A 25,744-nucleotide genomic window follows, 5' to 3' on the forward strand; every position below is an offset into this window, starting at 1 on the left:
GTCAGCGGGGCGGGGTCGTCGTCGGGTCCCAGCCGCGCCGCGGGGCGCGCGACGTCACGGACGCCTCGCGGGAGCGGTAGACGACGTAGGGCCGGAACGGGTACTGCACGGGCGCCGAGAACGCGTGCACCAGCCGCGTGAACGGCCACAGCGCGAACAGGAGCATCGCGGTCACGATGTGCACCTGGAACGCGGCGGGCACGCCCGCCATGAGCACCGGCTCGGGCTGCAGGTACCAGAGCGAGCGGAACCACGGCGAGATGGTCTCGCGGTAGTCGTAGCCGTGCCCGCCGGCGAGCAGCTGGGTCTGGACGGTCGCCCACGCGCCCGACAGGAGCGACCCGGCGAGGAACACGTACATGAGCTTGTCCGTGCGCGTGGTCGCGAGGAACACCGGACCCGTCGAGCGGCGGCGGTAGATGAGGATCAGCAGGCCGGCGACGGCCACGAGAGCCGCGAGCGAGCCCATGGACGTGGCGATGAAGTGGTAGAAGCTCTCGCTGACGCCGACCGCCTCCGTCCACGACTTGGGGATCACCAGGCCCAGGAAGTGCCCGAGGACCACGAACAGCAGCCCGAAGTGGAACAGGGGCGAGCCGTAGCGCAGCAGGCGCTTCTCGTACAGCTCGCTGGAGCGCGTGGTCCAGCCGAACTTGTCGTACCGGTACCGCCAGATCGATCCCACGACGAGCACCGCGAACGTCACGTAGGGCAGCACGACCCACAGGATGATCTTGTCGGCCGTCGCATCCGTCAGGCCCATGGCAGGTCCTCTCCCTCGTCCCCGTACCCGCTCAGTCCGACCAGCTCCGCCGGTGGCCCGGCCGCCACCAGGTCGGCGACACGCTCCGCGGTGGCGGCGTCGACGGGAGGCAGCGTGAGGCACACGGCCTCGACGGCGGCCGTCCACGGCGAGCGCTGAGCGGCCAGGGCCGAGCGCAGCACCTCCAGGCCGTCGCGGTGCGCGGTCAGCAGCGCGGCGGCGATCCTCGCCCCGTCCGGGCCCCCGCGGGCGGACAGCTCGAGCACCGTGGGCAGGTAGTCCGGCAGCTCGTCGCCCGTGGTCTCGAACCCGGCGGCGCGGTAGGCCTCGACGAACCGGACCAGGGCGGCGCCGCGCTTCCGGGTGTCCCCGGCCGCGTAGTACGACAGGTACATCGCGCACCGCCGCTTGAGGTCGAACGTGGCGACGTAGTCGGCCTGCAGCGCGTCGGGGTCGCCGTCCAGCAGGGTCGTGGCGAGGCCGGAGAGCCGGTCCCGGACGGGCTCGGGCAGCCCGCCGACGGCCTCGCGCACGGTGCGGGCGGCCGCGCGCGTCGCGTCGTCGGGGTAGGCGAGCAGCAGGCTCGCGGCCATGTGCGCGACGGCGCGGTCCGCGTCGGGCAGCGGCACGGGCGCGAGCGGGTCGAGCCGGCGCGCGCGCACCCCGGGCCTGGGCAGGAACGCGAGGATCATCGGGCACCCCCGGTGAAGCCGTCGGAGGAGTCGCCCGCCGCGTCCTGGCGCCCCCCGGGCAGGGTGCCCGGGTCGCCGGGGCGCTGGCCTCCGCCGTCGTCGTCGGGCGGGAACAGCCCGTCCGGACGGCCGTTGCCGTCCCAGTTGAGGAGGTTCACGCGTCCGGGCGTGGACGGCCCGTACGGCGAGTCCGCGGTCTGGCGGGCGGCGAGGGCGTGGAAGTTCTCCACGGCGACGGGGACGGGGGTGCCCGACGACGTCCCGAACGGTCCGGCGCCGCCCATGCCCGGCCCGCCCTCGAAGTCGAGGGAGCAGGCCATCTCCTCGAGCTCGCGCGCCACCTCGGTGTGCGCGGTGGGGATGACGTACCGCTCCTCGTACTTCGCGATGGCCAGCAGCCGGTACATCTCCTGCACCTGCTCGCCCGTCATGCCCACGGCGGCGGCGTGCTCCTCGGGGAACTCGCGGCCCAGGTTGACCTCGCGCATGCCCGACCGCATCGCGGCGAGCCTGCGCAGCACCCGCTCCACGGGCGCGGTGTCGCCGGCCGTGAACAGCCCTGCGAGGTACTCCAGCGGGATGCGCAACCGGGAGATGGCGGCGAACAGGGTGCGGCCGTCCTCGCCGTCGTTGCCCGAGCTGGCCACCACGTCGACCACCGGCGACAGCGGGGGGATGTACCAGACCATCGGCAGGGTGCGGTACTCCGGGTGCAGCGGCAGCGCCACCTCGTAGTCGTGGATGAGCTTCCAGATCGGCGAGCGCTGGGCGGCCGCGACCCAGTCGTCCGGGATGCCCTCGCGGCGGGCCGCGGCGACCACCTCGGGGTCGTGCGGGTCGAGGAAGACGGAGCGCTGCGCGGCCAGCAGGTCGTGCTCGTCCTCGATGGCCGCCGCCGCGCCGACCTTGTCGGCGTCGTACAGCACCAGGCCGAGGTAGCGCAGCCGACCGACGCACGTCTCCGAGCAGACGGTGGGCAGCCCGACCTCGATACGCGGGTAGCACAGCGTGCACTTCTCGGCCTTGCCGGTCTTGTGGTTGAAGTACACCTTCTTGTACGGGCAGCCCGTGACGCACATGCGCCAGCCGCGGCACTGGTCCTGGTCCACGAGCACGATGCCGTCCTCGACCCGCTTGTACATCGCGCCCGACGGGCAGGAGGCGACGCACGACGGGTTGAGGCAGTGCTCGCAGATGCGCGGCAGGTAGAACATGAACGTCTGCTCGAGCTCCGTGGCCACGTGCTCGCTCATGTGCTTGAGGATCGGGTCGTCCTGCATCGTGGCCGTCGAGCCGCCGAGGTCGTCGTCCCAGTTGGCCGACCACTGGATGCTCATGTCGTCGCCCGTGAGCAGCGACTTCGGCTTCGCGACGGGGGTGTTCGGACCCTGCGGGGCGTTGAGCAGCATGTCGTACTCGTACGTCCACGGCTCGTAGTAGTCGTGGATCGAGGGCAGCTTCGGGTTGTGGAAGATCGACGCGAGCTTCTTGGCCCGGCCGCCGGCACGGAGCTTGAGCTTGCCGCGCTTGGTGCGCACCCAGCCGCCCTGCCAGGTCTCCTGGTCCTCGTAGGTGCGCGGGTAGCCCAGCCCGGGGCGGGTCTCGACGTTGTTGAACCAGACGTACTCGGTGCCGGTGCGGTTCGTCCACGCCTGCTTGCAGGTGACCGAGCAGGTGTGGCAGCCGATGCACTTGTCGAGGTTCATCACCATCGACATCTGCGCCATGACCTTCACGAGTAACGCACCTCCTGGGAACGGCGCCGGATCACGGTGACCTCGTCCCGCTGGTTGCCCGTGGGGCCGAGGTAGTTGAACGCGAACGTGAACTGCCCGTACCCGCCCGCCAGGTGGGTGGGTTTGAGCAGGATCCGCGTCAGCGAGTTGTGGATGCCGCCCCGCAGCCCCGACGTCTCGGAGAGCGGCACGTCGACGGTGCGGTCGGTGGCGTGGTGCATGTAGACGGTGCCCTCGGGCATCCGGTGGGAGACGACGGCACGGGCGACGACGACGCCGTTGCGGTTCACCGCCTCGATCCACTCGTTGTCCCGGACGCCGATCTTCTCGGCGTCCTGCGGGCTCATCCACACGTTCGGGCCGCCCCGCGAGAGCGACAGCATGAACAGGTTGTCCTGGTACTCCGAGTGGATCGACCACTTGGAGTGCGGCGTCAGGTATCGCACCGCGACCGCGACCTGGTCGGCGCTGCCGCCGGTGCTCGTGCCGTCCGCGGTGCTGCCGGGCACGGGCGAGTCCCCGTACAGCCGGTGCAGGTCCAGCGGCGGCCGGTAGGTGGGCAGCTGCTCGCCGAGCTCGATCATCCAGTCGTGGTCGAGGTAGAAGTGCTGGCGGCCCGTCAGGGTGTGCCAGGGCTTGAGCCGCTCCACGTTGACCGCGAACGCCGTGTACCGCCGTCCGCCGTGCTCCGAGCCCGACCACTCCGGCGACGTGATCACCGTGGTGGGCCGCGACTGCACGTCGGGGAACGTCACGCGCTTGCCCTGCTCGTCGAGCGCCAGGTCGGCCAGACGGCGGCCGGTGCGCTTCTCCAGGTTCTCGAAGCCCTGGACGGCCAGCCGCCCGTTCGTCGTGCCCGACAGCGCCAGGATGGTCTCGCACGCGTGCGTGTCCTGGTCCAGGCGCGGCCGGCCGGCCGCGGGGCCGTCCTGCACGACGCCGTTGCGCTCCCCGAGGCGCCGCACCTCCTCGTCCGGCAGGTAGGCCACGCCCTTGGTGACCATGCCCTTGGTGTCGGTGAGCGGCCCCAGGGCGGCCATGCGCGCCGCGAAGGCGGGGTAGTCGCGCTGCACCACCTGCAGCCGCGGCATCGTCACGCCGGGCACCAGCTCACGCTCGGTCACGGGGACGCCGGAGTCCGTGACCGTCCCGTGCGGCATCGCCAGCTCGTCCGGGGTGTCGTGCAGCAGCGGTGTGGCGACCAGGTCCTCGCGCACGCCGAGGTGGGTCTCCGCCAGCTCGGACACGCGGCGCGCCAGCGTGTGGAAGGTGTCGAAGTCGGTGCGGGTCTGCCACGGCGGCGCGATCGCCGGGTTGAAGGAGTGCACGAAGGGGTGCATGTCCGTGCTGGACAGGTCGTGCTTCTCGTACCAGGTCGCTGCCGGCAGCACGACGTCGGAGTACAGCGTGGTGCTGGTCATGCGGAAGTCCATCGTGACCAGCAGGTCGAGCTTTCCGCGCGGGGCCTCGTCCCGCCACGTCATCGAGCGCGGCCGCCGGTCGGGGGCGTTCTCCGCGGCGAACACCGCCGAGTCGGTGCCCAGCAGGTGCTTGAGGAAGTACTCGTTGCCCTTGCCGGAGGAGCCCAGGATGTTCGCCCGCCACACCGTGAGCACCCGGGGGAAGTTCGCCGGGTCGTCCGGGTCCTCGCAGGCGAACCTGAGCGTGCCCTGCTTGAGCTCGTCGACGACGTGCTGCTGCGGGTCCTTGCCCGCGGCGCGGGCCTCGTCCACCAGGTCCAGCGGGTTGCGGTCGAAGGTCGGGTAGCTCGGCATCCAGCCGCGCTGCGCCGACTCGACCAGGGAGTCCGCCGTCGTGCGGCCCGCCAGCCGTCCCGGCGCGAGCGGCGACGCGAGCGCGTCGGCAGGCATCCCGTCGTACCGCCACTGGTCCGTGGCCAGGTAGAACCAGCCCGTGCCGATCATCTGGCGCGGCGGGCGCACCCAGTCGAGGCCGCCCGCGTACTGCGCCCACCCGGTGATGGGCCGGCACTTCTCCTGCCCGACGTAGTGCGCCCAGCCGCCGCCGTTGACGCCCTGGCAGCCGGTGATCGTCGTGAGGGTGAGGAACGCGCGGTAGATCGTGTCGGAGTGGAACCAGTGGTTCGCCCCCGCGCCCATGATGATCATGGACCGGCCGCCGGAGTCCTCGGCGTTCTGCGCGAACTCCCGCCCGATCTGCGCGGCGGTGTCCGCCCGCACGCCCGTGATCTCCTCCTGCCACGCCGGCGTGCCGGGGCTGGACGCGTCGTCATAGCCGGTCGGCCACTCGCCCGGCAGCCCGAGCTCGCGGCGCTCCACGCCGTACTGCGCCAGGAGCAGGTCGAAGACGGTCGTCACCAGGTGGCCGCCGACGCGCCGGGTCGGCACGCCGCGGGTCAGGACCCCCGCGCCGCCGAGGTGCGCGGCGCGCGCCGGGTCCGCGCCCGAGGCGTCGGGCACGACGTCGAACCGCGGCAGCAGCACCGCCGCGGTGCCGGGTGCCTCGGCCGACGACGGCGCGTCCGCCACGGACAGCAGCGGGTCCACGTCGCCCAGGTCGAGGTTCCACCGTCCCTCGCCGGCCTCGCCGTACCGGTCGGCGAGCGTGCCGTTCGGCGCGACGACGCGGCCGTCGGCGTCCAGCAGCACCGTGCGGAACTGCGCGTTCGCCGAGGTGGACGCCCCCGGCAGGGTCGCGTCGTCCAGGTCGCCGGCGGTGAGGAACTTGCCCGGCACGTACGCCCGCTCGCCCGACCCGGCGTCGCGCTCGTCGAGCCGCACCAGGAAGGGCGCGTCCGCGAACCGCTTCAGGTAGTCCGCGAACCGGGGCGTCCGGCGGTCCACGAGGAACTCGCGCATGATGACGTGCCCCATCGCCAGGGCCAGCGCGCCGTCCGTGCCCGGCTGCGGCGCCAGCCACTGGTCGGCGAACTTCGTGTTGTCGGCGTAGTCGGGGGAGACCGACACGACCTTCGTGCCGCGGTAGCGCGACTCGGCCATGAAGTGCGCGTCGGGGGTGCGGGTCACCGGGATGTTGGAGCCCCACATGATGAGGTAGGAGGAGTTCCACCAGTCCGCCGACTCGGGCACGTCCGTCTGGTCGCCGAACACCTGCGGAGACGCGACCGGCAGGTCCGCGTACCAGTCGTAGAACGACAGCATGGTGCCGCCCAGCATCTGCACGAACCGCGCGCCGACCCCGTGCGACACCATCGACATCGCCGGGATCGGGGAGAAGCCCGCGATCCGGTCCGGGCCGTGCGCCTTGATCGTGTGCACGTGCGCCGCCGCGACGATCTCCGCCGCCTCGTCCCACGTCGCCCGGACCAGGCCGCCCTTGCCCCGCGCCGACTTGTACGCCCGCGCCGTCTCCGGGTCGGACGTCACCCGCTGCCACGCGAGCACCGGGTCCCCGCCGACGGCCGCCTTGGCCTCGCGGTACGCCTGCAGCAGCACGCCGCGCACGTACGGGTAGCGCACCCGCGTGGGGGAGTAGGTGTACCAGGAGAACGCCGCCCCGCGGGGACACCCGCGCGGCTCGTACTCCGGGGAGTCGGGGCCCACGGACGGGTAGTCGGTCTGCTGCGTCTCCCACGTGATGATGCCGTCCTTGACGTACACCTTCCACGAGCACGAGCCCGTGCAGTTCACGCCGTGGGTGGACCGCACCACCTTGTCGTGCGACCAGCGGTCGCGGTAGAAGACGTCGCCCTCCCGGCCGCCCTTGAGGAACAGCTGGCGCAGGTCGTCCGAGACCTCCCCCCGGCGCAGGTGCTTGCCGAGCCGGAGGAGGGACTCGGCCGCCCCGGTCGGGGGCGCCGATCCGACGGTGCTGGCGTGCGGGCGGGTGCTCGACATGCGTGCTCCTGGGTGCCGTGGCTGACGGGTCGCTGCTCGCATCATCTGCCCCGGCATGAGGCACCGCACGTCGTAAAACCCTGTCGTGCGGGATCCGCACGGACCGAGCCTGTGTCGTGCCTCACGGGCGGTCCCGGGCTACGTTGCGAGCACACACCCGCGCGACTCGGGAGGCCGTGCATGGCGTCGAGCAGCCTCGCTGCGGTCCGGCTGGCCCGCCGGATCCCCTTCACCCTCGCGGTCGTGGGCACGATGCTCGTCCTCGGCGTCGTGACCGGCGCCCTGTGGAGCCCGTTCGCCGAGCACCCCTGGTTCGACGACGTGGCGTTCGGCGCCCCCGCGCTCGCCGACGGGCGGTGGTGGACACCGGTCACGGGGTCGTTCTTCGCCCTGAGCCCGTGGGAGTACCTGCCCGTGGCGGGCGTGTTCCTGCTCCTCGTCGGGTGGGCCGAGCACCGGCTCGGGACGCGCCGCGCCGCGCTCGCCGCCTGCACCTGCCAGGTCGTCGGCGTGGTCGGCACCTCCCTCCTGCTCGCCCTCCTCGCCCGCACCGGCTGGGCGTGGGCCGTGCGCGTCGGCGGCGAGCTCGACGTCGGGTTCAGCGCCGGCGTCGTGGGCGCCGCCACCGTCACCGCCCTGTCGCTGCCGGCGCCGTGGCGCACCCGCGTCTCCGGGGCGATCGCGGTCTACGTCCTCGTGGCGCTCGCCGTGTGGGGCGGGATCGCGGACGTGGAGCACCTGATCGGGTGGCTGACCGGGCTGGCGGTCGCCAGGCCCGTGCTGGGACCGCGGCTGGGCTCGCGCACCCCCACCGGCCGGCGGCAGCGCGACCGCGGCGCCGCCGCGGGGTACTTCGCGGTCTCGGCGCTGCTGGTGGTGCTGGCGGGCTTCACCTCCGGCTCGACGGCGGGGCCGCTCGGGACGGTCGGGAGCGACGACTGGCCCACCGGGATCGTCGCCGTCACGGTCGACGTCGTGCTCGCCCTCGGGCTGCTGCGCGGTCGCCGATCCTGGTGGCGCGTCGCGATCGTCCTCACCGCCCTGGGTGCTCTCACGGAGACCCTCCTGCTCGTCGGCGGGCTGGTGCTCGACACCCCGGGCCTCCCGGACGACGTGCCGCTCTACGTGCTCTCCCTCGCGCTGGACGGGGGCGCGCTCGCCCTGCTCCTCGTCCGCCGGTCCTCCTTCCGAGCCCGCCGCCGTCGTGGCCCTGCCGCCGGGACGCGTCTCGACCAGGACGACGCGCGCCAGGTGCTGCGACGCCTCGGGGCCGGGCAGCGGCTCGCCTGGATGACGACGTGGGAGGGGAACGAACGCTGGTCGCCCGACGACCACGACGGCTACGTGGCGTTCCAGCTGCACGCGGGGGTCGCCGTCGCGCTCACCGATCCCGTGGGCGCGGGGCCCGCCGGTCGCGCCGAGCTCGTCGACACCTTCGTCGACGCGGCCGCGGCCGCGGGCGTCGGGTCCTGCTTCTTCTCCTGCGGTCCCGAGGTCGCGGCCCTCGCCGCCGACCGCGGGTGGACCGTCGTCCGGGTGGCCGAGGAGGCGGTGATCGACCTGCCCGGCCTCGAGTTCCGCGGCAAGAAGTGGCAGGACGTGCGGACCGCGCTCAACCAGGCGGCGAAGCAGGGCGTCGAGCACCGGATGGTCACGCTCGCCGACGAACCGCCGGAGACGCTCGCGCAGGTACGGAGGATCTCCGAGGCGTGGCTCGGCGACAGCGACCTGCCCGAGATGGCGTTCACGCTCGGCGGAGTGCGCGAGGCGCTCGACCGCGACGTGCGCGTCGGCCTCGCCGTCGACGGTGACGGCCAGGTGCACGGCGTGACGAGCTGGCTGCCCGTGCACGCGCCGGGCGGCGACGTCGTGGGCTGGACCCTGGACGTCATGCGCCGGGCGCCCGGCTCGTTCCGCTACACCATGGAGCTGCTCATCGCGTCGGCCCTCACGACGTTCCGCGACGAGGGGGCGCTCGAGGCGTCGTTGTCCGGCAGCCCGCTCGCCCAGGGCGCCGGGGACGACGCGCGAGCGCCGAGCGGCGTCGACGTCGTGCTGGACCGGCTCGCCGCCACCCTCGAACCGCTCTACGGGTTCGACTCGCTGCACCGGTTCAAGCTGAAGTTCCAGCCACGCAGCGTCTCCCTCAGCCTCGTCGTGCCGGAGCCGGGCACCCTGCCGCTCGTCGGTCTCGCGCTGGTGCGCTGCTACCTGCCCGACGTCCGTGCCAAGGAGCTGGTCGCCGCCGCACGGTCGTCACGCGGCGCGAGCTGACCGCCGGGGCCCCTCCCCGGACGCCCGGGACTCACAGGCCCTCGGTGGTCCCTGTGCGTTCGTGCTCACGTGTATTTCACGCCTCCACGACCAGCGTCGAAACACCCTCTTCCTAGCGTCGGGGTACCGGCCCGACGACGCGCCGGCGGCACCTACCCACCGCCCGCGTCGTCGGGCCCGCGCACAGGAGGACACGCGATGGCTGCTCCGACCACGGCCGTCCCGGCCCACGACGCCGCGCCCGGGGGCACCGCCACCGGGTCGCGCCCCCGCCCGGGCCGCTGGATCGACGACTGGCGGCCGGAGGACCCGGCCTTCTGGGCCGGCGGCGGGCGCCGCGTCGCCCGGCGCAACCTGGCCCTGTCCGTCTTCTCCGAGTTCCTCGGCTTCTGCGTGTGGGCCGTGTGGTCGATCGTCGTGCCGCAGCTGCCCGCGGCCGGCTTCACCTTCACCACCGACCAGCTGTTCTGGCTCATCGCCGTGCCGTCCCTGGTCGGCGCCACGCTGCGCATCCCGTACACGCTCGCCGTGCCGGTCTTCGGCGGCCGCAACTGGACGATGGTGTCGGCCACCCTGCTGCTGATCCCGACGCTCGCCCTGGCGTTCGTGGTGCAGCGGCCGGAGACGTCGTTCGGCGTGATGCTCTTCGTGGCGGCGCTCGCGGGCTTCGGCGGCGGCAACTTCGCGTCGTCGATGGCGAACATCTCGTTCTTCTTCCCGGAGAAGGAGAAGGGCGCGGCGCTCGGCTGGAACGCGGCCGGCGGCAACATCGGGACGGCGGCCGTCCAGCTCGCGGTGCCGCTGGTCATCACGGCAGGCGCCGGGGTGGCGCTGGAGCGGGCCGGGCTGATGTTCGTCCCCTTCATCGTCCTGGCCGTGCTCCTCGCGTGGCGGTTCATGGACAACCTGTCGGCCGCCAGGTCCGACCCCCGGCAGTTCGCCGTCGCGGTCCGCGAGCCGCACACCTGGATCATCTCGTTCCTCTACATCGGTACCTTCGGCTCGTTCATCGGGTTCTCGGGAGCGTTCCCCACGCTGCTCGCGGGCCAGTTCCCGGACGTGACGCTGTCGCTGGCGTTCATGGGTGCCCTGGTCGGCTCGGTGGCGCGGCCGCTGGGCGGCATCCTCGCCGACCGGGTCGGGGGCGCCGTCGTGACCGTGACCTGCTACGCCGTGATGATCGTCGGCGCGGTCGGGGCCATCACCGCGCTGGGCGGCCACAGCTTCGTCCTGTTCTTCTCCTCCTTCATGCTGCTCTTCGTCGCCACGGGCGTCGGCAACGGGTCGGTGTACCGGATGATCCCGGCGGCGTTCCGGGTGGCGGGCGGCGGGCGCGACCTGGCGGCGACGGCGAAGGCCGCCGCCGGGTGCATCGGCATCGCGGGTGCGGTCGGCGCGTTCGGCGGGTTCCTCATCCCGCGCGGGTTCGCGCTGTCGACCTCGATGACGGGTTCGCTCGTCGCCGCACTGTGGGTGTTCGTCGGGGCGTACGTCGTGATGGCGGTCGTCACCTGGGCGGTCTACGCGCGGCGCGGCTCGCGGATGGCGGCGGCCCGCGTATGACGACGACGCCCGTCGCCGCGGCGGTCGCGAGCCACTGCCCGTACTGCGCCCTGCAGTGCGGCATGGACCTCGCGCCCGCCGCGGCGGCGCCCGCCCGGTCGCTCCCGGTGACGGTGACGCCGCGCGCGTTCCCCACCAACGGCGGCGGCCTGTGCCAGAAGGGCTGGACCAGCGCCACGGTGCTGCGCGCCCCCGACCGTGTCACGACGCCCCTCGTCAGGGGCGCCGACGGCGTGCTGACCCCCGCCACCTGGGACGACGCGCTCGGGCTGGTCGCCGCCCGGGTGACGGCGATCCAGGCCGAGCACGGCCCCGCAGGCGTCGCCGTCTTCGGCGGCGGCGGCCTGACCAACGAGAAGGCGTACGCGCTGGGCAAGTTCGCGCGCACCGTGCTGCGGACCCCGTCGATCGACTACAACGGCCGGTTCTGCATGGCGTCGGCGGCCGCGGCGGGCAACCGGGCCTTCGGCGTGGACCGGGGGATGCCCTTCCCGGTGACCGACCTCGCGGGGGCGGACGCGATCGTGCTGCTCGGCTCCAACGTCGCCGAGACCATGCCCCCGTTCGTGCAGCACCTGGCGGGCGCGCGGGCGGCCGGCGGGCTCGTCGTCGTCGACCCGCGGCGCTCGGCCACGGCCCGGCTCGCGGACGACGCGCAGGGCGTGCACCTGCAGCCCGTGCCCGGCACCGACCTCGTGGTGCTGCTCGCCCTGCTGCACGTCGTCCTCGCCGAGGGGCTGGCCGACCGGGAGTACCTCGCGGCCCGCACCACCGGCTTCGACGACGTCGCGCGCTCGGTCGCGGCGTGGTGGCCCGAGCGGGCGGAGACCGTCTGCGGCGTGCCGGCCGAGGAGCTGCGGCACGTCGCCCGGCTGCTCGCGGCGGCGTCGCCGGGGCGCGGCGGTCGCGGGGCCTACCTGCTCACGGGCCGCGGCGTCGAGCAGTCCACGCAGGGCACCGCGACGGTGACGGCGGCGATCAACCTCGCGCTCGCGCTCGGCCTCGTGGGGCGCGTCGGGTCCGGCTACGGCTGCCTGACCGGGCAGGGCAACGGCCAGGGCGGCCGGGAGCACGGCCAGAAGTCCGACCAGCTGCCCGGCTACCGCAAGATCGACGACCCGGCCGCCCGCGCCCACGTCGCCGCGGTGTGGGGCGTGGCGCCCGAGACGCTGCCCGGGCCGGGCCGGCCCGCCGTGGCGCTGCTGCGCTCGCTCGGCACCCCGGGCGGGCCGCGCGCGCTGTTCGTCCACGGCTCGAACGTCGTGGTCTCCGCGCCGGACGCCGACCGGGTGCGCGAGCGGCTGGCCGCGCTCGACCTCCTCGTGGTGTGCGACACCGTGCCGTCCGAGACGGCGCTGCTGGCCGACGTCGTCCTCCCCGTCACCCAGTGGGCGGAGGAGGAGGGCACGATGACGAACCTCGAGGGGCGCGTGATCCGGCGGCGGCAGGCCACCACGGCGCCGGGCGAGGCGCGGTCCGAGCTGTGGATCCTGGCCGAGCTGGCGCGCCGGCTCGGCTCGACGGTCCACCTCGGCACCGACCCGGCCGAGGTCTTCGACGAGCTCGCCCGGGCCTCGGCGGGCGGCCCCGCCGACTACTCCGGCCTGAGCCACGCCCGCCTGGACGCCGCCGAGCGGGCGGGGCAGGCCGGGCTGTACTGGCCGTGCCCGGCACCCGACGGCGAGGAGGGCGAGCACCCCGGCACGCCGCGGATGTTCCTGGACGGCTTCGGGACGCCGGACGGCCGGGCGCGCGCGGTCGTGGTGGACCACGTCGGCCCCAGCGACGACGTGCGCGCGGACGCCCCCACCTACCTCGTGACCGGCCGGGTGCTGCAGCACTACCAGTCCGGCGCCCAGACGCACCGCGTCCCCGAGCTGGAACGGCTCGTGCCCGAGCCCTACGTGGAGCTGCACCCCCAGCTGGGCCTGCGGGTCGGTGTCGCCGACGGGGCGCGGGCGCGCCTGACGTCGGCGCGCGGCACCGTCGAGGCCACCGCCCGCTGGACCGACGCCGTGCGCCCGGACACCGTCTTCATGCCCTTCCACTGGAGCGGCGCGGGCAGCGTCAACCGCATCACCACCGACGCGGTCGACCCCGTCTCCGCCATGCCGGAGTTCAAGGTCTGCGCCGTGGAGGTCACGCCCGCCCCGGGCGTCCCGGAGCCCACCGGTCGCGACGCCTCGCGCCCGCACGAGTCGCAGGAGGTTCCCGCATGAACCCGTCCGACACCTCGCTGCGGGTGCCGCAGCGCGTCGTGGTCGTCGGCCTCGGCATGGTCGGCGCCCGGCTCGCGGACGAGCTCGCACGCCGGGACGTCGACGAGGCGCTCGACGTCACCGTCCTCGGCGCCGAGCCCTACGAGCCCTACAACCGTGTGCTGCTGTCCGACGTCGTCGCGGGACGCACCGACGTCGCCGCGATCGCGATGCCGCTGCCCGACGTCGCCCGCACCACGGTCCGCCGCGACCTCGCGGCGGTGGCCGTGGACCGCCGCGCCCGCGTGGTGCTCACCGCGGACGGCGCCCGGCACCCCTACGACGTGCTGGTCCTGGCCACCGGGTCCGCGCCGCGGGTGCCGTCCGTCGCGGGCCTCGAGGCGGCGGGAGGCGGGATGCCGGCCGGGGTGCACGCGCTGCGCACGCTGGACGACGCCCGCGAGATCGTCGCCGCCACCGTCAACGCCCCGCGCGCCGTGGTCGTGGGCGGGGGCGTCCTCGGCGTCGAGGCGGCGCACGGGCTCGCGGGGCGCGGGCTCCTGGTCACCCTCGTGCACCCGGGGGCGTCGCCGATGGAGCGCCAGCTCGACGTCGAGGCCGGCGCCGTGCTGGCGGACGGGCTCGAGGCGGCGGGGGTCACGGTGCGCACGAGGGTGCGGCCGAGCGAGGCGCTCGTCGTCGGCGGGCACGTCGTCGGCGTGCGGCTGGCCGGGGACGTGCGCGAGCCCGGGGAGGTGGTCGCCGCCGGCCTCGTCGTGCTGGCCTGCGGCACCGTGCCCGAGACCGGCCTCGCCGCGGACGCCGGGCTCGCCGTCGAGCACGGCATCGTCGTCGGCCCCGACCTGGCGAGCGTCAGCGACCCGCGGATCTTCGCCGTCGGCGACTGCGCCCAGCCGCCCGAGGGCTCCCGTGGCCTGGTCGCGGAGGGCTGGGACCAGGCGCGTCGCCTCGCCGAGCACCTCGTGGGCCGGGCGGCGGCGTCGTCCCCGGCCCCGGTGGTGACGGTGCCCGCGCCGGCTCCTGCGCCGCGCGAGCACCTGCGGCTGCCGCTCGACGGCACCCAGCCGTCGATGGCGGTGCGGCTCGGTGCGCTGCTGTCCTCGCGGGCCGCCACGGACCGCGGCATCGAGACGCGCGGCACCGACGTCGTGAAGGTCAAGGCGGGCCCGCTGAGCGTGGTGTCGATGGGGGTGTCCGGGACGCGGCGCGACCACCGGCCCGGGCAGCGGACGGTCCGCCTGGCCGACCCCGTGGCCGGCCGCTACGTCGAGGCCGTCGTCGCGGACGGGGTCCTGGTCGGGGCGACGTGCGTCGGCGACGCCCGGGTGGCCGCCGACCTGACCGCGGCGTACACGCGTCGCACCCCGGTGCCGGCCGACCCGGCCTACCTGCTGCTCACCCCCGTCATGGGAGCGCCGGCGCCCGCGACCAGCCCGGAGCACATGCCCGACGACGCGACCGTCTGCCGGTGCAACGGCGTCACGAAGCACGACATCGCGTCGTGCGTCGCCGACGGCGCGGAGACGGTCGACGACGTCGCCCGCGCGACCCGAGCGACCACCGGCTGCGGCAGCTGCAAGGACGCCGTGTGCGGGCTGGTGGACTGGCTGGCGGCGGTGCAACGCGTCTCGGTGGCGACCTGACCCGCGTTGTCCACAGGCCCGACCGAGGCTCTAGAACACGTGTTCGAACGTCGCTAGGCTGGGGTGATGACGACGCGCCTACCCGCAGCAGCCTCGCGGCTGGATGTTGCGCTGGATGCTGCGCTGGATCGCGCGGCGGACGAGCAGGTCGCGGTGAACGCGGCGGCGGGTCGGCGCACGGTCGCGCTGGCCGAGGTGCTCGCCTCGACGCACGAGGGAGCGATGCTGGACCTCGAGGTGGAGCGGGTGGTCTCGGCGTCGGAGGAGCGTCGGGGTTCGGTCGCGCACCGGGCTCTGGTGACAGAGGTGGCGTGCTCGCTGCGGGTGAGCGAGCACGTCGCGCAGGGGTGGCTCGCCGATGCGGACGTCCTGGCGGTCAAGGCGACGGCGACGTTGGACGCGCTGTGCGCGGGGGCGATCTCGTACCAGCACGCGGCCAGGCTGGCGGACGTGGTCGCGGACCTGCCTGCTGCGGCAGCCGCTCAGGTGGAGCGGGCGGTGCTGGGCCGAGCACCGGGTATGACGGCGGCCCGGTTCCGCGTGCTGGCCCGCGCCACGCGCGACCGGCTGCACCCGGTTCCTGCCGAGGTGCGGCGGGAGGCCGCGCAGCTCAAGGCCGACGTGTGGGTGGACGACGGCGCCGACGGGATGTCCTGGCTGGCCGCGCACCTGCCCACCCCGGTAGCCCGCGCCGTGCACGACCGCCTGACCTGCACCGCCACGCGAGCGAAGGGGGCTGGCGACCCGCGCGGGGTCGGGCAGCTGCGCGCCGCCACGTTGACCGCGCTCCTGCTCGACGGCAGCGACATGAGCAGCTCGCACCACGCGGGCGACCCGGGTGGCCCGTCGGGCGGGGACCCTGCTCCCCGGCACCGACCATCGGTCAACCCGGGCCCGCCACCTGACCTGTCACCTGCCCTGCCACCTGCCCTGCCACCCGACCCGTTGGCCGTCCTGGCCCGCACCGTCCGGCCGGTGGTCCACGTGACCGTGCCGGTCAGCACCTTGACCGGTGCGGGCGAGGGATCAGGCCTGCTGGACGGCACGACCCCGATCGACGCGGAGACGGCACGCCACCTCGTCGCACGCGCCCCCACTCTGCGCCGGGTGCTGACGGACCCGGTCACCGGGGCGATGCTCACCGTGGACCGGCGCAGCTACGTCGTGCCCGCCGACCTGCGCGCCTTCCTCACCCAGCGCGACCTGACCTGCCGCTTCCCCGGCTGCCGCGTGCCCGCACGCCGCTGCGACATCGACCACACCACCGCCTGGGCAGACGGCGGGGCCACCGAGGCGGGCAACCTCGCCTCGCTGTGCCGCAAGCACCACACCCTCAAGCACGAGTCCCGCTGGCACGTCGAACAGCTCGGGGCCGGCGTCCTGGCCTGGACCTCACCCCGCGGCCGCACGTACCTCACCAGCCCCGGCACCGCCGACCACACCCTGGTCCAGCTCGACGCCTGGGCCACCGAGGCCGACCACCTCGCCCACCAGACCTCGCTCGAACCTCCCACCGACGAGCGACCACGAGGCCGCCACGACGAGTGGCGCGATACCAGTCGAACCCGCCACCCACGCCGAAGGTGACGACGGCGGCCCCACGTTCTGATCGGAGGGGCGGCCGGTGACGCGTCAGGTGCCCAGGTCGTGCGGCAGCGCCGGGACGGCCCTGGCGTCCTCCGGCGCCCATGAAGGAGAGGGTCTCGACGGGCAGCCGCGGGATGACGAGGGCCCCGCCGGCCGGGTCCACTCGAGCGTGTAGCGGAAGAACAGGCGCTGCCGGTACCGCGCGCCCGGCAGCACGCGTCGGGCGGTCTCGCGGACCTCGCCGTACGTCTCGTCCGCCGTGCGCACGGGCATGAGCGGGCCGTCGTCGTCGGCGTCGGGCGCGGCCCGGCCGGGTCGCGCGTGCCTGACCATGCCGACGACGGGGTTGGTGAACGCCGAGAGGAGGTCGACGGCGAGGTCGCGCCGCGCGCCGAGGCGCGCGAGCCCGACGACGAGCAGCCGCCCGCCAGGCGCCAGGACACCGGCGGCGTGCCGCAGGGCGGGCTCGAGGTCCATGTGGTGCAGCGACGCGACCATCGTCACGACGTCGAACGAGCCGTCGGCGGGGACGTCCTCGAACCGCCCGTGCCGCACGCTCACGCCCGGGTCGTCCGCGAACCTCGCGGCGCTCGCCTCGGCCATCGCGGCGTCCGCGTCGATCCCGACGACGGTGGCCCCGGCGCGGCGCAGCCGATCGATCAGCGTGCCCGTGCCGCAGCCGACATCGAGCGCGCGGCGCCTGCGGCGCGGCAGCCGTCGCAGGATCCACCCGTGGAAGTGGTCGTTGTGGTTCCACGGGTACCGGGCGTTGAGGCGGCCGAGCCAGCGGGCGACGGCGCGGACCTGAGGGTTCACCGTGGTGCGCGGGTCGAGCTGCGTCGTCGGGCTCGTCGTCGGGCTCGTCGTCGGCTCCGTCGTCGGCATGGACAGCGAGGGTAGCGTCACGACCGTGCCGAACCTCGTCCTGCTGTGCGGGCCCGCCGGCGCGGGCAAGTCCACGCACGCGCGCCGTTACGCCGCGGACGGCTACGCCGTCGCCTCCGTCGACGAGCTGGCGTGGGAGGCGGGGCACGGCGCGGTGCACCCGCTGCCGGACGACGTGGCGCGCGGGGTGGCGGACGCGCTGCGCGCGCAGGTCGCGAGCCTGCTGGCGGCCGGGCGGGACGTCGTCGTGGACTCGTCGTTCTGGTCGCGCGCGTCGCGCGAGGAGTACCGGGCGCTCGGCGCGGCGCACGGCGCCGAGGCTCTGGTCGTCCTCGTCGACACCCCGCGCGACGTCGCCCTCGCGCGCGTCGCCGCGCGGGCCGCCGAGCACCCGCACGACGTCGTCCTGGCCCCCGAGGTGGCGGCGGCGTACCACGACGGCTTCGAGGTCCCGACGTCGGACGAAGGCCCGCTGGAGGTTGTCCCGGGCAGCTGACGGCTCCACCGAGGAAGGCAGGTGCGGGCGTCCTCTCGCGCGGCATGTTTCGCACGTGAGGCAGATGTTCCCGTGAGGTAACCGCTGCCTGACGACGGCGACACGGCGGCTTCCTAGCGTCAGGGCATGAGCAGCGAGCAGCCCCCCAGCACGCCGCGGCAGGACAGCCGGCGGCACGTGGTCGTCGTCGGCGGCGGCATGGTCGCCCACCGGTTCGTCGAGGCGCTGCGCGCCCGCGACGACGCGGGCGCGTGGCGCGTCAGCGTCTTCGCCGAGGAGCCGCGCAAGCCGTACGACCGCGTGGGCCTCACCCGGTACTTCGAGGTCCGCGACGCCGAGGAGCTCGCGCTCGGCGACCCCGCCCTGTGGGACGACCCGCTCGTCGAGCTGCACCGCGACTGCGCGGTGACGACCATCGACCGCGCGGCCCGGACCGTCACCGACCGCCTGGGCCGGGTGCACGCCTACGACGAGCTCGTGCTCGCCACGGGCTCGAGCGCCGCGATGCCCCCGATCGACGGCAACGACCTGCCCGGCGTGTTCGTGTACCGCACCATCGACGACGTCGCGGCGCTGCGCGGCTGGGTCGAGGCCAAGCGCGAGGCGGGCCGCGTCGAGACGCGCGGCGGCACGGTCGAGCGCCCCGTGCGCGGCGCCGTCGTCGGCGGCGGGCTGCTCGGCCTGGAGGCTGCGGGCGCGCTCAAGGCGCTCGGCGCGCAGGCGACCGTGATCCAGTTCGGCACGCACCTCATGGACGTGCAGATCGACCTGGGCGGCGGGCACGCGCTCAAGCGGCTCATCAACGACAAGGGCATCTCGGTCCGCACGGACACCGCGACCAAGGCGATTCGCCCGCACCGCCGCACCGGGCACGTGGGACGGATGGACTTCGCCGACGGCGGCCGCCTCGACGTGGACGTCGTCGTGATGGCCACGGGCGTGCGGCCGCGCGACGAGCTGGCCCGGGCGGCCGGGCTGGAGGTCGGCGAGCGCGGCGGCGCCGTCGTCGACCTGAGCTGCCGCACCGCGGACGAGCACGTGTGGGCGATCGGCGAGGTCGCGTGCATCGAGGGCCGGTGCCTCGGGCTGGTGGCGCCCGGCAACACGATGGCGGAGGTGGTGGCCGACCGGCTGCTCGGCGGGGAGGCGACCTTCCCCGGGGCGGACACCGCCACCAAGCTCAAGCTGTCGGGGGTCGACGTCGCGAGCTTCGGCGACGCGCACGGCCGCAGCGAGAAGTCCGTCGAGATCGTGTGGGCCGACCCGCTGGCCGGCGTCTACAAGAAGCTCGTCATGGCCGACGACGCGCGCACCCTGCTGGGCGGCGTGTTCGTCGGGGACGCGGCGCCGTACGCGTCGCTGCGGCCGATGCTGGGCGCCGAGCTCCCGGGCGACCCGTCGGCGTTCCTGCTGCCGGAGGGCACCGGCGGTGCTCCGGCGCTCGAGCTCCCCGACGAGGCGAACGTCTGCTCCTGCAACAACGTGTCGGCGGGTGCGATCCGCGGTGCCGTGACCGAGCACGCCTGCACGGACGTCGCCGGCGTCAAGGCGTGCACCCGCGCCGGCACCACGTGCGGTGCCTGCCTGCCGCTGGTCACCAAGCTGACGAAGACGGAGCTGACCAAGGCCGGCGTCGAGGTGAGCAACGCGCTGTGCGAGCACTTCGAGCTCTCCCGCGCACAGCTGTTCGACGCGGTCCGGGTGGCCGACCTGCACACCTTCAGCGCCATCATCGACCGGTTCGGGCGGGTGCCCGAGGGCGCCAGCGACGCCGGCCGCGGGTGCGACATCTGCCGGCCGACGGTCGCGTCGATCCTGGCCAGCCTCGGCAACGGGCACATCCTCGCGGGGGAGCAGGCCGCGCTCCAGGACACGAACGACCACATGCTCGCCAACATGCAGAAGGACGGCACGTACTCCGTCGTCCCCCGCATGCCGGGGGGCGAGGTCACGCCCGAGGGCCTCATCGTCGTCGGGCAGGTCGCCCAGGACTTCGGGCTCTACACGAAGATCACCGGCGGGCAGCGGATCGACATGTTCGGCGCCCGCGTGGAGCAGCTGCCCGAGATCTGGCGGCGGCTCGTGGACGCCGGGTTCGAGTCCGGGCACGCCTACGGCAAGTCGCTGCGCACCGTGAAGTCGTGCGTCGGGTCCACGTGGTGCCGGTTCGGCGTGCAGGACTCGGTGGGCATGGCCGTCGAGCTCGAGCTGCGGTACCGCGGCCTGCGCTCGCCGCACAAGCTCAAGCTCGGCGTCTCCGGCTGCGCCCGCGAGTGCGCCGAGGCGCGCGGCAAGGACGTCGGCGTCATCGCCACCGACAAGGGCTGGAACGTGTACGTGGGCGGCAACGGCGGGCAGACGCCCAAGCACGCGCAGCTGCTCGCGGAGGACCTCACGTCCGCGGAGCTGATCCGCACCATCGACCGCTTCCTCATGCTGTACATCCGCACGGCCGACCGGCTCCAGCGCACCGCCCCCTGGGTCGAGGAGTACGAGGGCGGCCTCGACGCGATCCGCGCGGTCGTGATCGAGGACTCCCTCGGCCTCGGCGCCGACCTCGACGCCGCGATGGCACAGCACGTCGAGGGGTACGAGGACGAGTGGAAGGCCGTCCTGGAGGACCCGGAGAAGCTGGCGCGGTTCGGTTCCTTCGTCAACGCCCCGACGACGCCCGACCCGGCGCTCGCGTACGTGCCCGAGCGCGGGCAGAAGCGGCCCGCCACCGCCGACGAGATCGCGGCGGGGGAGGCCGGACCGGTCGACCCCGGGCTCGTCTCCGCCCTCACCAGCCCCGTCCTCGTCGCCGGCCCCACCCTGGAGGTGCGCGCATGACCACCCTGCCGATCACGACCGAGCCCGTGACCACCGACGGCCCCGGCTGGACCGCCGTCTGCCCGCTGGACGCGCTGGTCCCCGAGCGCGGCGCCGCCGCCCTGGTCACGGGGTCCGACGGCGCGGAGCGGCAGGTGGCGCTGTTCCGCCTCGTCGACGGGACGGTCTGCGCCGTCCAGCAGCTCGACCCGTACTCCGGCGCGAACGTCATGGCGCGCGGTCTCGTCGGCACACGCCGCGGCACACCCACGGTGGCGTCGCCGGTGTACAAGCAGGTCTTCGAGCTGCACACCGGTCGCTGCCTGGACGCGGCGGGCAAGGAGCCGCGCGCGGGGCTCGCGGGCGACCTCGCGTCGTACCCGGTCGCCGTCCGCGACGGTGTGGTCCACGTGGGGATCGGATGACGACGCCCCGGGCCGCCGGCGTCGGGCGCGTCACCCTCGTGGGCGCCGGCCCGGGCGCTGCGGACCTGCTCACCTACCGGGCCTGGCGGGCGCTGGCCGCGGCCGACGTCGTCGTCACGGACCGCCTCGTGCCGCGCGAGGTGCTCGACGACCTGGACCCACGCGTCGAGGTCGTCGACGTCGGCAAGACGCCGGGGCGGCACACGCTGCCGCAGGCGGAGATCGACGCGCTGCTCGTGGCGCGGGCGCTGGCCGGCGCGCACGTCGTGCGGCTCAAGGGCGGCGACCCGTTCGTCTTCGGGCGGGGCGGCGAGGAGGTCGCGGCGTGCCGCGCCGCCGGGGTGCCGGTCGAGGTGGTGCCCGGGGTGTCGTCGGCGCTCGCCGTGCCCGCGCTCGCCGGCGTCCCCCTCACGCACCGCGGGACGACGACGGCGTTCCACGTCGTCACCGGGCACACGCGCGACGGCGAGGCACAGCTCGACGACGTGTCGGTCGCGTGCGTGACCACCCGCGCCGCGACGCTCGTCGTGCTCATGGGCGTGGCAGCCCTCCCCGGGATCGTGGCCCGCCTGCTGGACGCCGGCGCTGCACCGGGTACCCCCGTCGCTATCGTGGAGCGAGGTTCGCTGCCCGACCAGCGGGTCACGCGTGTCGCCCTCGACCTGGCCGCCAAGCGTGCCGAGGAGGTCGGGGTCCGCGCGCCGGCCGTGGTCGTGATCGGCGACGTGGCGGACGAGAAGCTGCTGGAGGTCGCGCGTGACGCAGGAGCCGCAGGACGGGTCGGTGGCTGAGGACGCCGAGCAGCACAGGCCCCGGCCCGCGCTGGGCCAGGTGATGGCGGGCTGCACGGTGCTCGTCACCGCCGACCGGAGGTCGGGCGAGCTGGCCGCCGCGCTCGAGCGTCGCGGCGCCGCCGTCCGGCACGCCCCCGCGCTGAGCATGGTGCCGCACGTGGACGACGACTCCCTGATCGCCGCCACGCGGGCCCTCGTCGCCGATCCGCCGGACGTGGTCGTCGCGACCACCGGTGTCGGCTTCCGCGCCTGGATCGAGGCCGCCGACGCCCACGGCCTGGCCGACGACCTCCTCGCCGTCCTCGGCCGTTCGCGCCTCGTCGCGCGCGGCCCCAAGGCGCGCGGTGCCATCCAGGCGGCAGGGCTGCAGGCCGACTGGGTGGCGGAGTCGGAGACGTCGGCCGAGGTCGCCGAGGTGCTGCTCAGCGAGGGCGTGAGCGGGCTGCACGTCGCCATCCAGCACCACGGGGCCGGCGCGGACGGCCTCGACGCCGTCTTCGAGAAGGCGGGCGGCCGGGTCTCCGCGCTGGTCGTGTACCGCTGGGGCCCGCCGCCGGACCCCGGCGCCGTCGAGTCCTCGGTCCGGGCCGCCGCGGCCGGTGAGATCGACGCGGTGGCGTTCACGTCCGCGCCCGGCGCGGAGGCGTGGTTGCGCGCGGTGGAGGCGCAGGGGCTGCGCGACGAGGTCGTGGCCCGGTTCGCCGACGGGTCGATGGTCGCCGCTGCCGTCGGGCCGGTCACCGCGCGGCCCCTCGAGTCGCGCGGGATCCCGACGCTCCAGCCCGAGCGTGGCCGCCTCGGCGCCCTCGTGCGGTCGATCGTGGGGCACTACGAGCACCTGGAGTCCGTCGCGCTCGCCACCGTCGCCGGACCGCTCGTCATCCGCGCCCGCGTCGCCGTCCTGGACCAGCAGGTGCTGCCGCTGTCGCCCACGGGGGTCGAGGTGCTGCGGCTCCTCGCCTCCGCGGGCGGCGACGTCGTGCCACGCGAGCGCGTGCTCGACGTCCTGCCCGGCACCTCCCGCGACCCCCACGCCGTCGAGGTGACCGTCGCGCGGCTGCGCGAGGCTGCCGGGCGCCGTGACCTCATCAAGACGGTCGTGAAGCGCGGGTACCGGCTGGAGCTCGCGCCCCCGGCGTAGGCGCTGACCGGGGTCGACGGGCAGGTCTCTCCGTGGTGCATCAGCCGCGGCGCTGGTTACTCTCTTCCGGGCGGTAGAGGGCGAGAACTGGTGACTGACCTGCGGGGGGACCGGGCATGAACTTGGGCAGGGGCCTGAGCGTGAGCCTGGACGCGCGGTCGCGCGTCGGTGCGAGCGGGGTGGACTGGTGAGGCCGGCGGACTGGTCGCCGGTGGGGTTGGACGCTGATCCGACGCCCGGGGACCCGGTGCTGGTGCTGGCCGGGGGTCAGGAGTATCTGGAGGTTGGTCCGTGACCGACCCCTACGAGATTGTTCGACGTGCCGGATTCGAGGTTCTCGGAACGGAGGGCACCGTCGACGAGGTGCGTGACGTCTGGCGGGAATTCTCGTCAGCCTCGGCGGTCCCGACCGTCCGCATCGCCGACGACGATCCCGATCCGTCGGCTGTCGACACCGCGTGGACTCGGGTCGTCACCTCGACCGGTCTGCTGTCATCGGCGGGCGAGTTCCTCCTCAGCGTCAGCGCGACCGGTACTCACGACGCGGCGTGGCTTCGTGTGCGGGCCGGCGCTGACGCCCGTGTTTTCGATCTCGGGCCCTACACCGGCGAACCGGACTTCGTCGCTACGAACATGGGCCGGGAAGTATCGGTCGCGGTCACGTCCGAGGAGGACGAGACGTGGATCCTCGTCTCCGTTCGTCAGGGAGAGGACTGAACGCCCCGCGTGCGGGTGTCGCGATCAGAACAGCACGCTGACGTGACGGCTCCACACGACGATCGCCCCAGCAGCCTGCTCGATCCGACGAGATCGCGTCACGGTCCTGAGCGCTGTTCGAATGGCGCGGCTCCGCTCACGCCAGCGACCTCCTCGCGCAAGGGATCGAGTTCGCCGACGGTCGCACGCTGGTGCAGCGGTGCGCCGCGCTCAGTGCGGACCTGAAGCAGGATGCCCCCCTCGGGACGCCGTCCTGACCAGCCGGCCGCGCGCGGGGTATCGGGGCGTCACCCGAGGTAGACGTCCACCTCCGCCGCCTTGACGGACAGCCACACCGGCGTGCCGGGGACGAGGGCGAGCTCGGCGGCGGCCTGCGGCGTGACGTCGGCGGCGAGGTGGTCGGTGCGCACGCGCACGAGGTCGCCACGCGGCTCCAGGGAGGTCACGGTGCCGCGGAAGGTGTTGCGCGGCGAGCCGTGCCGCTCCTCGAGGTAGACGGAGACGGCGGCGGGGCGGAAGACGGCGATCGTCGGTGCGCCCGGGACCAGCGCGTCTCCCGGCGTGCGGCCGTGCGCCACCTCGCCCGCGGGCGTGCGGACGCCGTCGCCGGTCCACGTCCCGGTGAGCAGGTTCAGCCCGGCGATCCGCGCCGCGAAGGCGCTGCGTGGCCGGCTCAGCACCTGCGTCGTCGGGCCGCGCTCGGCGACACGTCCGTCCTCGATCACCGCGACCTCGTCGGCGAGCAGCAGGGCGTCCAGCACGTCGTGGGTGGTGAGGACCGCCGTCCGCCCGGCGAGGAGCCGCTGGAGCGCCTGCCGCAGCTCGGGCGTGACGTCCACGTCGAGGGCCGCCATGGGCTCGTCGAGCAGCAGCACCCGCGGCTCGGCCGCCAGCGCGCGGGCGACGGCCACCCGCTGCGCCTGCCCGCCCGAGAGGGTCGACGGCGGGCGGTCGGCCAGGTGCGCGAGGCCGACCTGCTCCAGCCACCGGCCCGCGGCGGCGTCGGCGTCGCGACGTCGCACGCCTCGGGAGCGTGGGCCGAACGCGATGTTCTGGCGCACGGACAGGTGCGGGAACAGCAGGGCCTCCTGCGCGAGCAGCGCGACCTGGCGTGCGTGCGGGGGCACCCACGTGCGGGTGCGGCCGCCCTGGGCGCGCACCAGCGGGCGTCCGTCCAGGGTGACGTGCCCGTCGTGCGGGCGCAGCGTCCCGGCGACGAGCCCGAGCGCGGTGGACTTCCCCGCGCCGTTCGGGCCGAGCAGGGCGAGGGTGCGGCCCTCGGCCACGTCGAGCTGCACGTCGAACCCGCGATCGGGCAGCGTGGCGGCGAGGGTGAGCGTCACCGGACACCCCGCTCGCGTCGCGTGGCGGCGATGACGAGGACGGCGACGACGACGAGCAGCAGCGAGAGCGCGACCGCGGCGTCCGGGTCGGTCTCGCGCTGCAGGTAGATCTCCAGCGGCAGGGTGCGCGTGACGCCCTGGAGGCTGCCGGCGAACGTGATCGTGGCACCGAACTCGCCGAGGGCCCGGGCGAACGAGAGCACCGCCCCCGACAGCAGGCCCGGCCACGCCAGGGGGAGGGTCACGCGGCGCAGCACCGTCGTCGGGCGGGCGCCGAGGGACGCCGCGACGGCCTCGTAGCGGGCGCCTCCCGTGCGCAGCGCGCCCTCCAGGCTCGTCACCAGGAAGGGCAGCGCGACGAACGTCTGCGCGAGCACCACCGCGGTGGTCGAGAACGCGATCTGCAGGCCGGCCACCTGGAGCGTCTCGCCCAGCAGCCCGCGGCGCCCGAACGTGTAGAGCAGGGCGATGCCGCCCACCACGGGCGGCAGCACCAGCGGCACCATCACCAGCGAGCGGAGCAGGTCGATCCCCGGGAAGCGGCAGCGCGCCAGCACCAGCGCCATCGGGACCCCGAGCACGAGGCACACGGCGGTGCTCGCGGCGGACGTCTGCAGGCTCAGCACCAGCGCCGCCCGCGCCGACTCGCTCGTGATCAGCGACCAGTAGCCCGACCAGTCCACCCGCGTGGCCATCGCGACCAGCGGCAGCACCACGAACAGGCCGCCCAGCGCGGCGGGCACGAAGGCCCAGCGCGGCAGGCCGACGGCGGTCTCGGGGCGGCGGGTGCGAGGGGCGCGGGTGGTCGTCATGACC

General features: G+C 74.6%; 18 protein-coding genes. 11 read left to right on the forward strand and 7 right to left on the reverse strand.

Annotation, left to right across the window (positions count from 1 at the left end):
* Nucleotide 1 precedes the first annotated feature (1 nt).
* The 4 genes from narI to ACWGKI_RS09820 are packed head-to-tail and all read right to left on the reverse strand — an operon-like array spanning nt 2 to nt 7,030.
* Nucleotides 2–763, reverse strand: coding sequence for a respiratory nitrate reductase subunit gamma (gene narI / locus ACWGKI_RS09805; RefSeq protein ID WP_380241797.1), 762 nt, complete (start codon nt 761–763; stop codon nt 2–4).
* Nucleotides 754–1,455 (reverse strand): nitrate reductase molybdenum cofactor assembly chaperone, encoded by a 702-nt coding sequence (narJ, locus tag ACWGKI_RS09810; protein ID WP_380241799.1) that lies wholly within the window; start codon nt 1,453–1,455, stop codon nt 754–756. The genes narI and narJ overlap by 10 nt, the downstream gene beginning before the upstream one ends.
* A complete protein-coding gene (narH, locus tag ACWGKI_RS09815; RefSeq protein ID WP_452186571.1) occupies nt 1,452–3,191 on the reverse strand; it encodes a nitrate reductase subunit beta in 1,740 nt (579 codons plus the stop codon). Before narH ends, narJ begins: the two co-directional genes overlap by 4 nt.
* Nucleotides 3,188–7,030, reverse strand: coding sequence for a nitrate reductase subunit alpha (locus ACWGKI_RS09820; RefSeq protein ID WP_452186573.1), 3,843 nt, complete (start codon nt 7,028–7,030; stop codon nt 3,188–3,190). The genes narH and ACWGKI_RS09820 overlap by 4 nt, the downstream gene beginning before the upstream one ends.
* 180 nt (nt 7,031–7,210) lie before the next feature.
* Between ACWGKI_RS09820 and ACWGKI_RS09825 the strand changes: the two genes are divergently transcribed.
* From ACWGKI_RS09825 to ACWGKI_RS09845, 5 genes are all read left to right on the forward strand, one after another.
* Entirely contained in the window at nt 7,211–9,304 is a 2,094-nt protein-coding gene (locus tag ACWGKI_RS09825; RefSeq protein ID WP_452186575.1) for a bifunctional lysylphosphatidylglycerol flippase/synthetase MprF, read from the forward strand.
* A 198-nt stretch (nt 9,305–9,502) separates the two neighbouring features.
* Entirely contained in the window at nt 9,503–10,867 is a 1,365-nt protein-coding gene (locus tag ACWGKI_RS09830; protein ID WP_452186577.1) for an MFS transporter, read from the forward strand.
* Complete coding sequence (locus ACWGKI_RS09835; protein ID WP_452186579.1) at nt 10,864–13,086, forward strand: molybdopterin oxidoreductase family protein; 2,223 nt, start codon at nt 10,864–10,866, stop codon at nt 13,084–13,086. Before ACWGKI_RS09830 ends, ACWGKI_RS09835 begins: the two co-directional genes overlap by 4 nt.
* Nucleotides 13,083–14,729 carry an FAD-dependent oxidoreductase gene (locus tag ACWGKI_RS09840; RefSeq protein WP_452186581.1) on the forward strand — a complete coding sequence of 549 codons (1,647 nt, stop codon included), beginning with the start codon at nt 13,083–13,085 and terminating at the stop codon, nt 14,727–14,729. The genes ACWGKI_RS09835 and ACWGKI_RS09840 overlap by 4 nt, the downstream gene beginning before the upstream one ends.
* 66 nt (nt 14,730–14,795) lie before the next feature.
* Nucleotides 14,796–16,316 (forward strand): DUF222 domain-containing protein, encoded by a 1,521-nt coding sequence (locus tag ACWGKI_RS09845; protein WP_452186583.1) that lies wholly within the window; start codon nt 14,796–14,798, stop codon nt 16,314–16,316.
* Between the two features lie 45 nt (nt 16,317–16,361).
* On the opposite strand, the gene ACWGKI_RS09850 is transcribed toward ACWGKI_RS09845, so the two are convergent.
* On the reverse strand, nt 16,362–17,201 hold the full coding sequence (locus ACWGKI_RS09850) for a class I SAM-dependent methyltransferase (RefSeq protein ID WP_452186585.1): 840 nt from the start codon (nt 17,199–17,201) through the stop codon (nt 16,362–16,364).
* A 25-nt stretch (nt 17,202–17,226) separates the two neighbouring features.
* Here ACWGKI_RS09850 and ACWGKI_RS09855 point away from each other — a divergent pair, with 25 nt between their 5' ends.
* From ACWGKI_RS09855 to ACWGKI_RS09880, 6 genes are all read left to right on the forward strand, one after another.
* Entirely contained in the window at nt 17,227–17,697 is a 471-nt protein-coding gene (locus ACWGKI_RS09855; protein WP_452186587.1) for an AAA family ATPase, read from the forward strand.
* Between the two features lie 126 nt (nt 17,698–17,823).
* On the forward strand, nt 17,824–20,529 hold the full coding sequence (gene nirB, locus ACWGKI_RS09860; protein ID WP_452186589.1) for a nitrite reductase large subunit NirB: 2,706 nt from the start codon (nt 17,824–17,826) through the stop codon (nt 20,527–20,529).
* Nucleotides 20,526–20,933, forward strand: a complete 408-nt coding sequence (gene nirD / locus ACWGKI_RS09865; protein WP_452186590.1) for a nitrite reductase small subunit NirD — start codon at nt 20,526–20,528, stop codon at nt 20,931–20,933. The genes nirB and nirD overlap by 4 nt, the downstream gene beginning before the upstream one ends.
* Entirely contained in the window at nt 20,930–21,724 is a 795-nt protein-coding gene (cobA, locus tag ACWGKI_RS09870; protein ID WP_452186592.1) for a uroporphyrinogen-III C-methyltransferase, read from the forward strand. Before nirD ends, cobA begins: the two co-directional genes overlap by 4 nt.
* A gap of 43 nt (nt 21,725–21,767) precedes the next feature.
* Nucleotides 21,768–22,868 (forward strand): uroporphyrinogen-III synthase, encoded by a 1,101-nt coding sequence (locus tag ACWGKI_RS09875; RefSeq protein ID WP_380241859.1) that lies wholly within the window; start codon nt 21,768–21,770, stop codon nt 22,866–22,868.
* Between the two features lie 291 nt (nt 22,869–23,159).
* Nucleotides 23,160–23,585: a hypothetical protein gene (locus ACWGKI_RS09880; RefSeq protein WP_452186594.1), complete on the forward strand. Its 426-nt coding sequence runs from the start codon at nt 23,160–23,162 to the stop codon at nt 23,583–23,585.
* A gap of 287 nt (nt 23,586–23,872) precedes the next feature.
* Here the strand turns inward: ACWGKI_RS09880 and ACWGKI_RS09885 are convergent, their stop codons facing one another.
* Nucleotides 23,873–24,928 (reverse strand): sulfate/molybdate ABC transporter ATP-binding protein, encoded by a 1,056-nt coding sequence (locus tag ACWGKI_RS09885; protein WP_452186596.1) that lies wholly within the window; start codon nt 24,926–24,928, stop codon nt 23,873–23,875.
* Complete coding sequence (locus ACWGKI_RS09890) at nt 24,925–25,740, reverse strand: ABC transporter permease (protein ID WP_452186598.1); 816 nt, start codon at nt 25,738–25,740, stop codon at nt 24,925–24,927. The genes ACWGKI_RS09885 and ACWGKI_RS09890 overlap by 4 nt, the downstream gene beginning before the upstream one ends.
* Between the last annotated feature and the right edge of the window lie 4 nt (nt 25,741–25,744).

The organism is Isoptericola sp. NPDC055881 (assembly GCF_053615895.1).

What these genes read in the sequence shown, in the direction of transcription:
- narI (WP_380241797.1), bottom strand. Translation starts at nt 763, where the DNA reads ATGGGCCTGACGGATGCGACGGCCGACAAGATCATCCTGTGGGTCGTG.
- narJ (WP_380241799.1), bottom strand. Translation starts at nt 1,455, where the DNA reads ATGATCCTCGCGTTCCTGCCCAGGCCCGGGGTGCGCGCGCGCCGGCTC.
- ACWGKI_RS09820 (WP_452186573.1), bottom strand. Translation starts at nt 7,030, where the DNA reads ATGTCGAGCACCCGCCCGCACGCCAGCACCGTCGGATCGGCGCCCCCG.
- ACWGKI_RS09825 (WP_452186575.1), top strand. Translation starts at nt 7,211, where the DNA reads ATGGCGTCGAGCAGCCTCGCTGCGGTCCGGCTGGCCCGCCGGATCCCC.
- ACWGKI_RS09830 (WP_452186577.1), top strand. Translation starts at nt 9,503, where the DNA reads ATGGCTGCTCCGACCACGGCCGTCCCGGCCCACGACGCCGCGCCCGGG.
- ACWGKI_RS09835 (WP_452186579.1), top strand. Translation starts at nt 10,864, where the DNA reads ATGACGACGACGCCCGTCGCCGCGGCGGTCGCGAGCCACTGCCCGTAC.
- ACWGKI_RS09840 (WP_452186581.1), top strand. Translation starts at nt 13,083, where the DNA reads ATGAACCCGTCCGACACCTCGCTGCGGGTGCCGCAGCGCGTCGTGGTC.
- ACWGKI_RS09845 (WP_452186583.1), top strand. Translation starts at nt 14,796, where the DNA reads ATGACGACGCGCCTACCCGCAGCAGCCTCGCGGCTGGATGTTGCGCTG.
- ACWGKI_RS09850 (WP_452186585.1), bottom strand. Translation starts at nt 17,201, where the DNA reads ATGCCGACGACGGAGCCGACGACGAGCCCGACGACGAGCCCGACGACG.
- nirB (WP_452186589.1), top strand. Translation starts at nt 17,824, where the DNA reads ATGAGCAGCGAGCAGCCCCCCAGCACGCCGCGGCAGGACAGCCGGCGG.
- nirD (WP_452186590.1), top strand. Translation starts at nt 20,526, where the DNA reads ATGACCACCCTGCCGATCACGACCGAGCCCGTGACCACCGACGGCCCC.
- cobA (WP_452186592.1), top strand. Translation starts at nt 20,930, where the DNA reads ATGACGACGCCCCGGGCCGCCGGCGTCGGGCGCGTCACCCTCGTGGGC.
- ACWGKI_RS09875 (WP_380241859.1), top strand. Translation starts at nt 21,768, where the DNA reads ATGGCGGGCTGCACGGTGCTCGTCACCGCCGACCGGAGGTCGGGCGAG.
- ACWGKI_RS09890 (WP_452186598.1), bottom strand. Translation starts at nt 25,740, where the DNA reads ATGACGACCACCCGCGCCCCTCGCACCCGCCGCCCCGAGACCGCCGTC.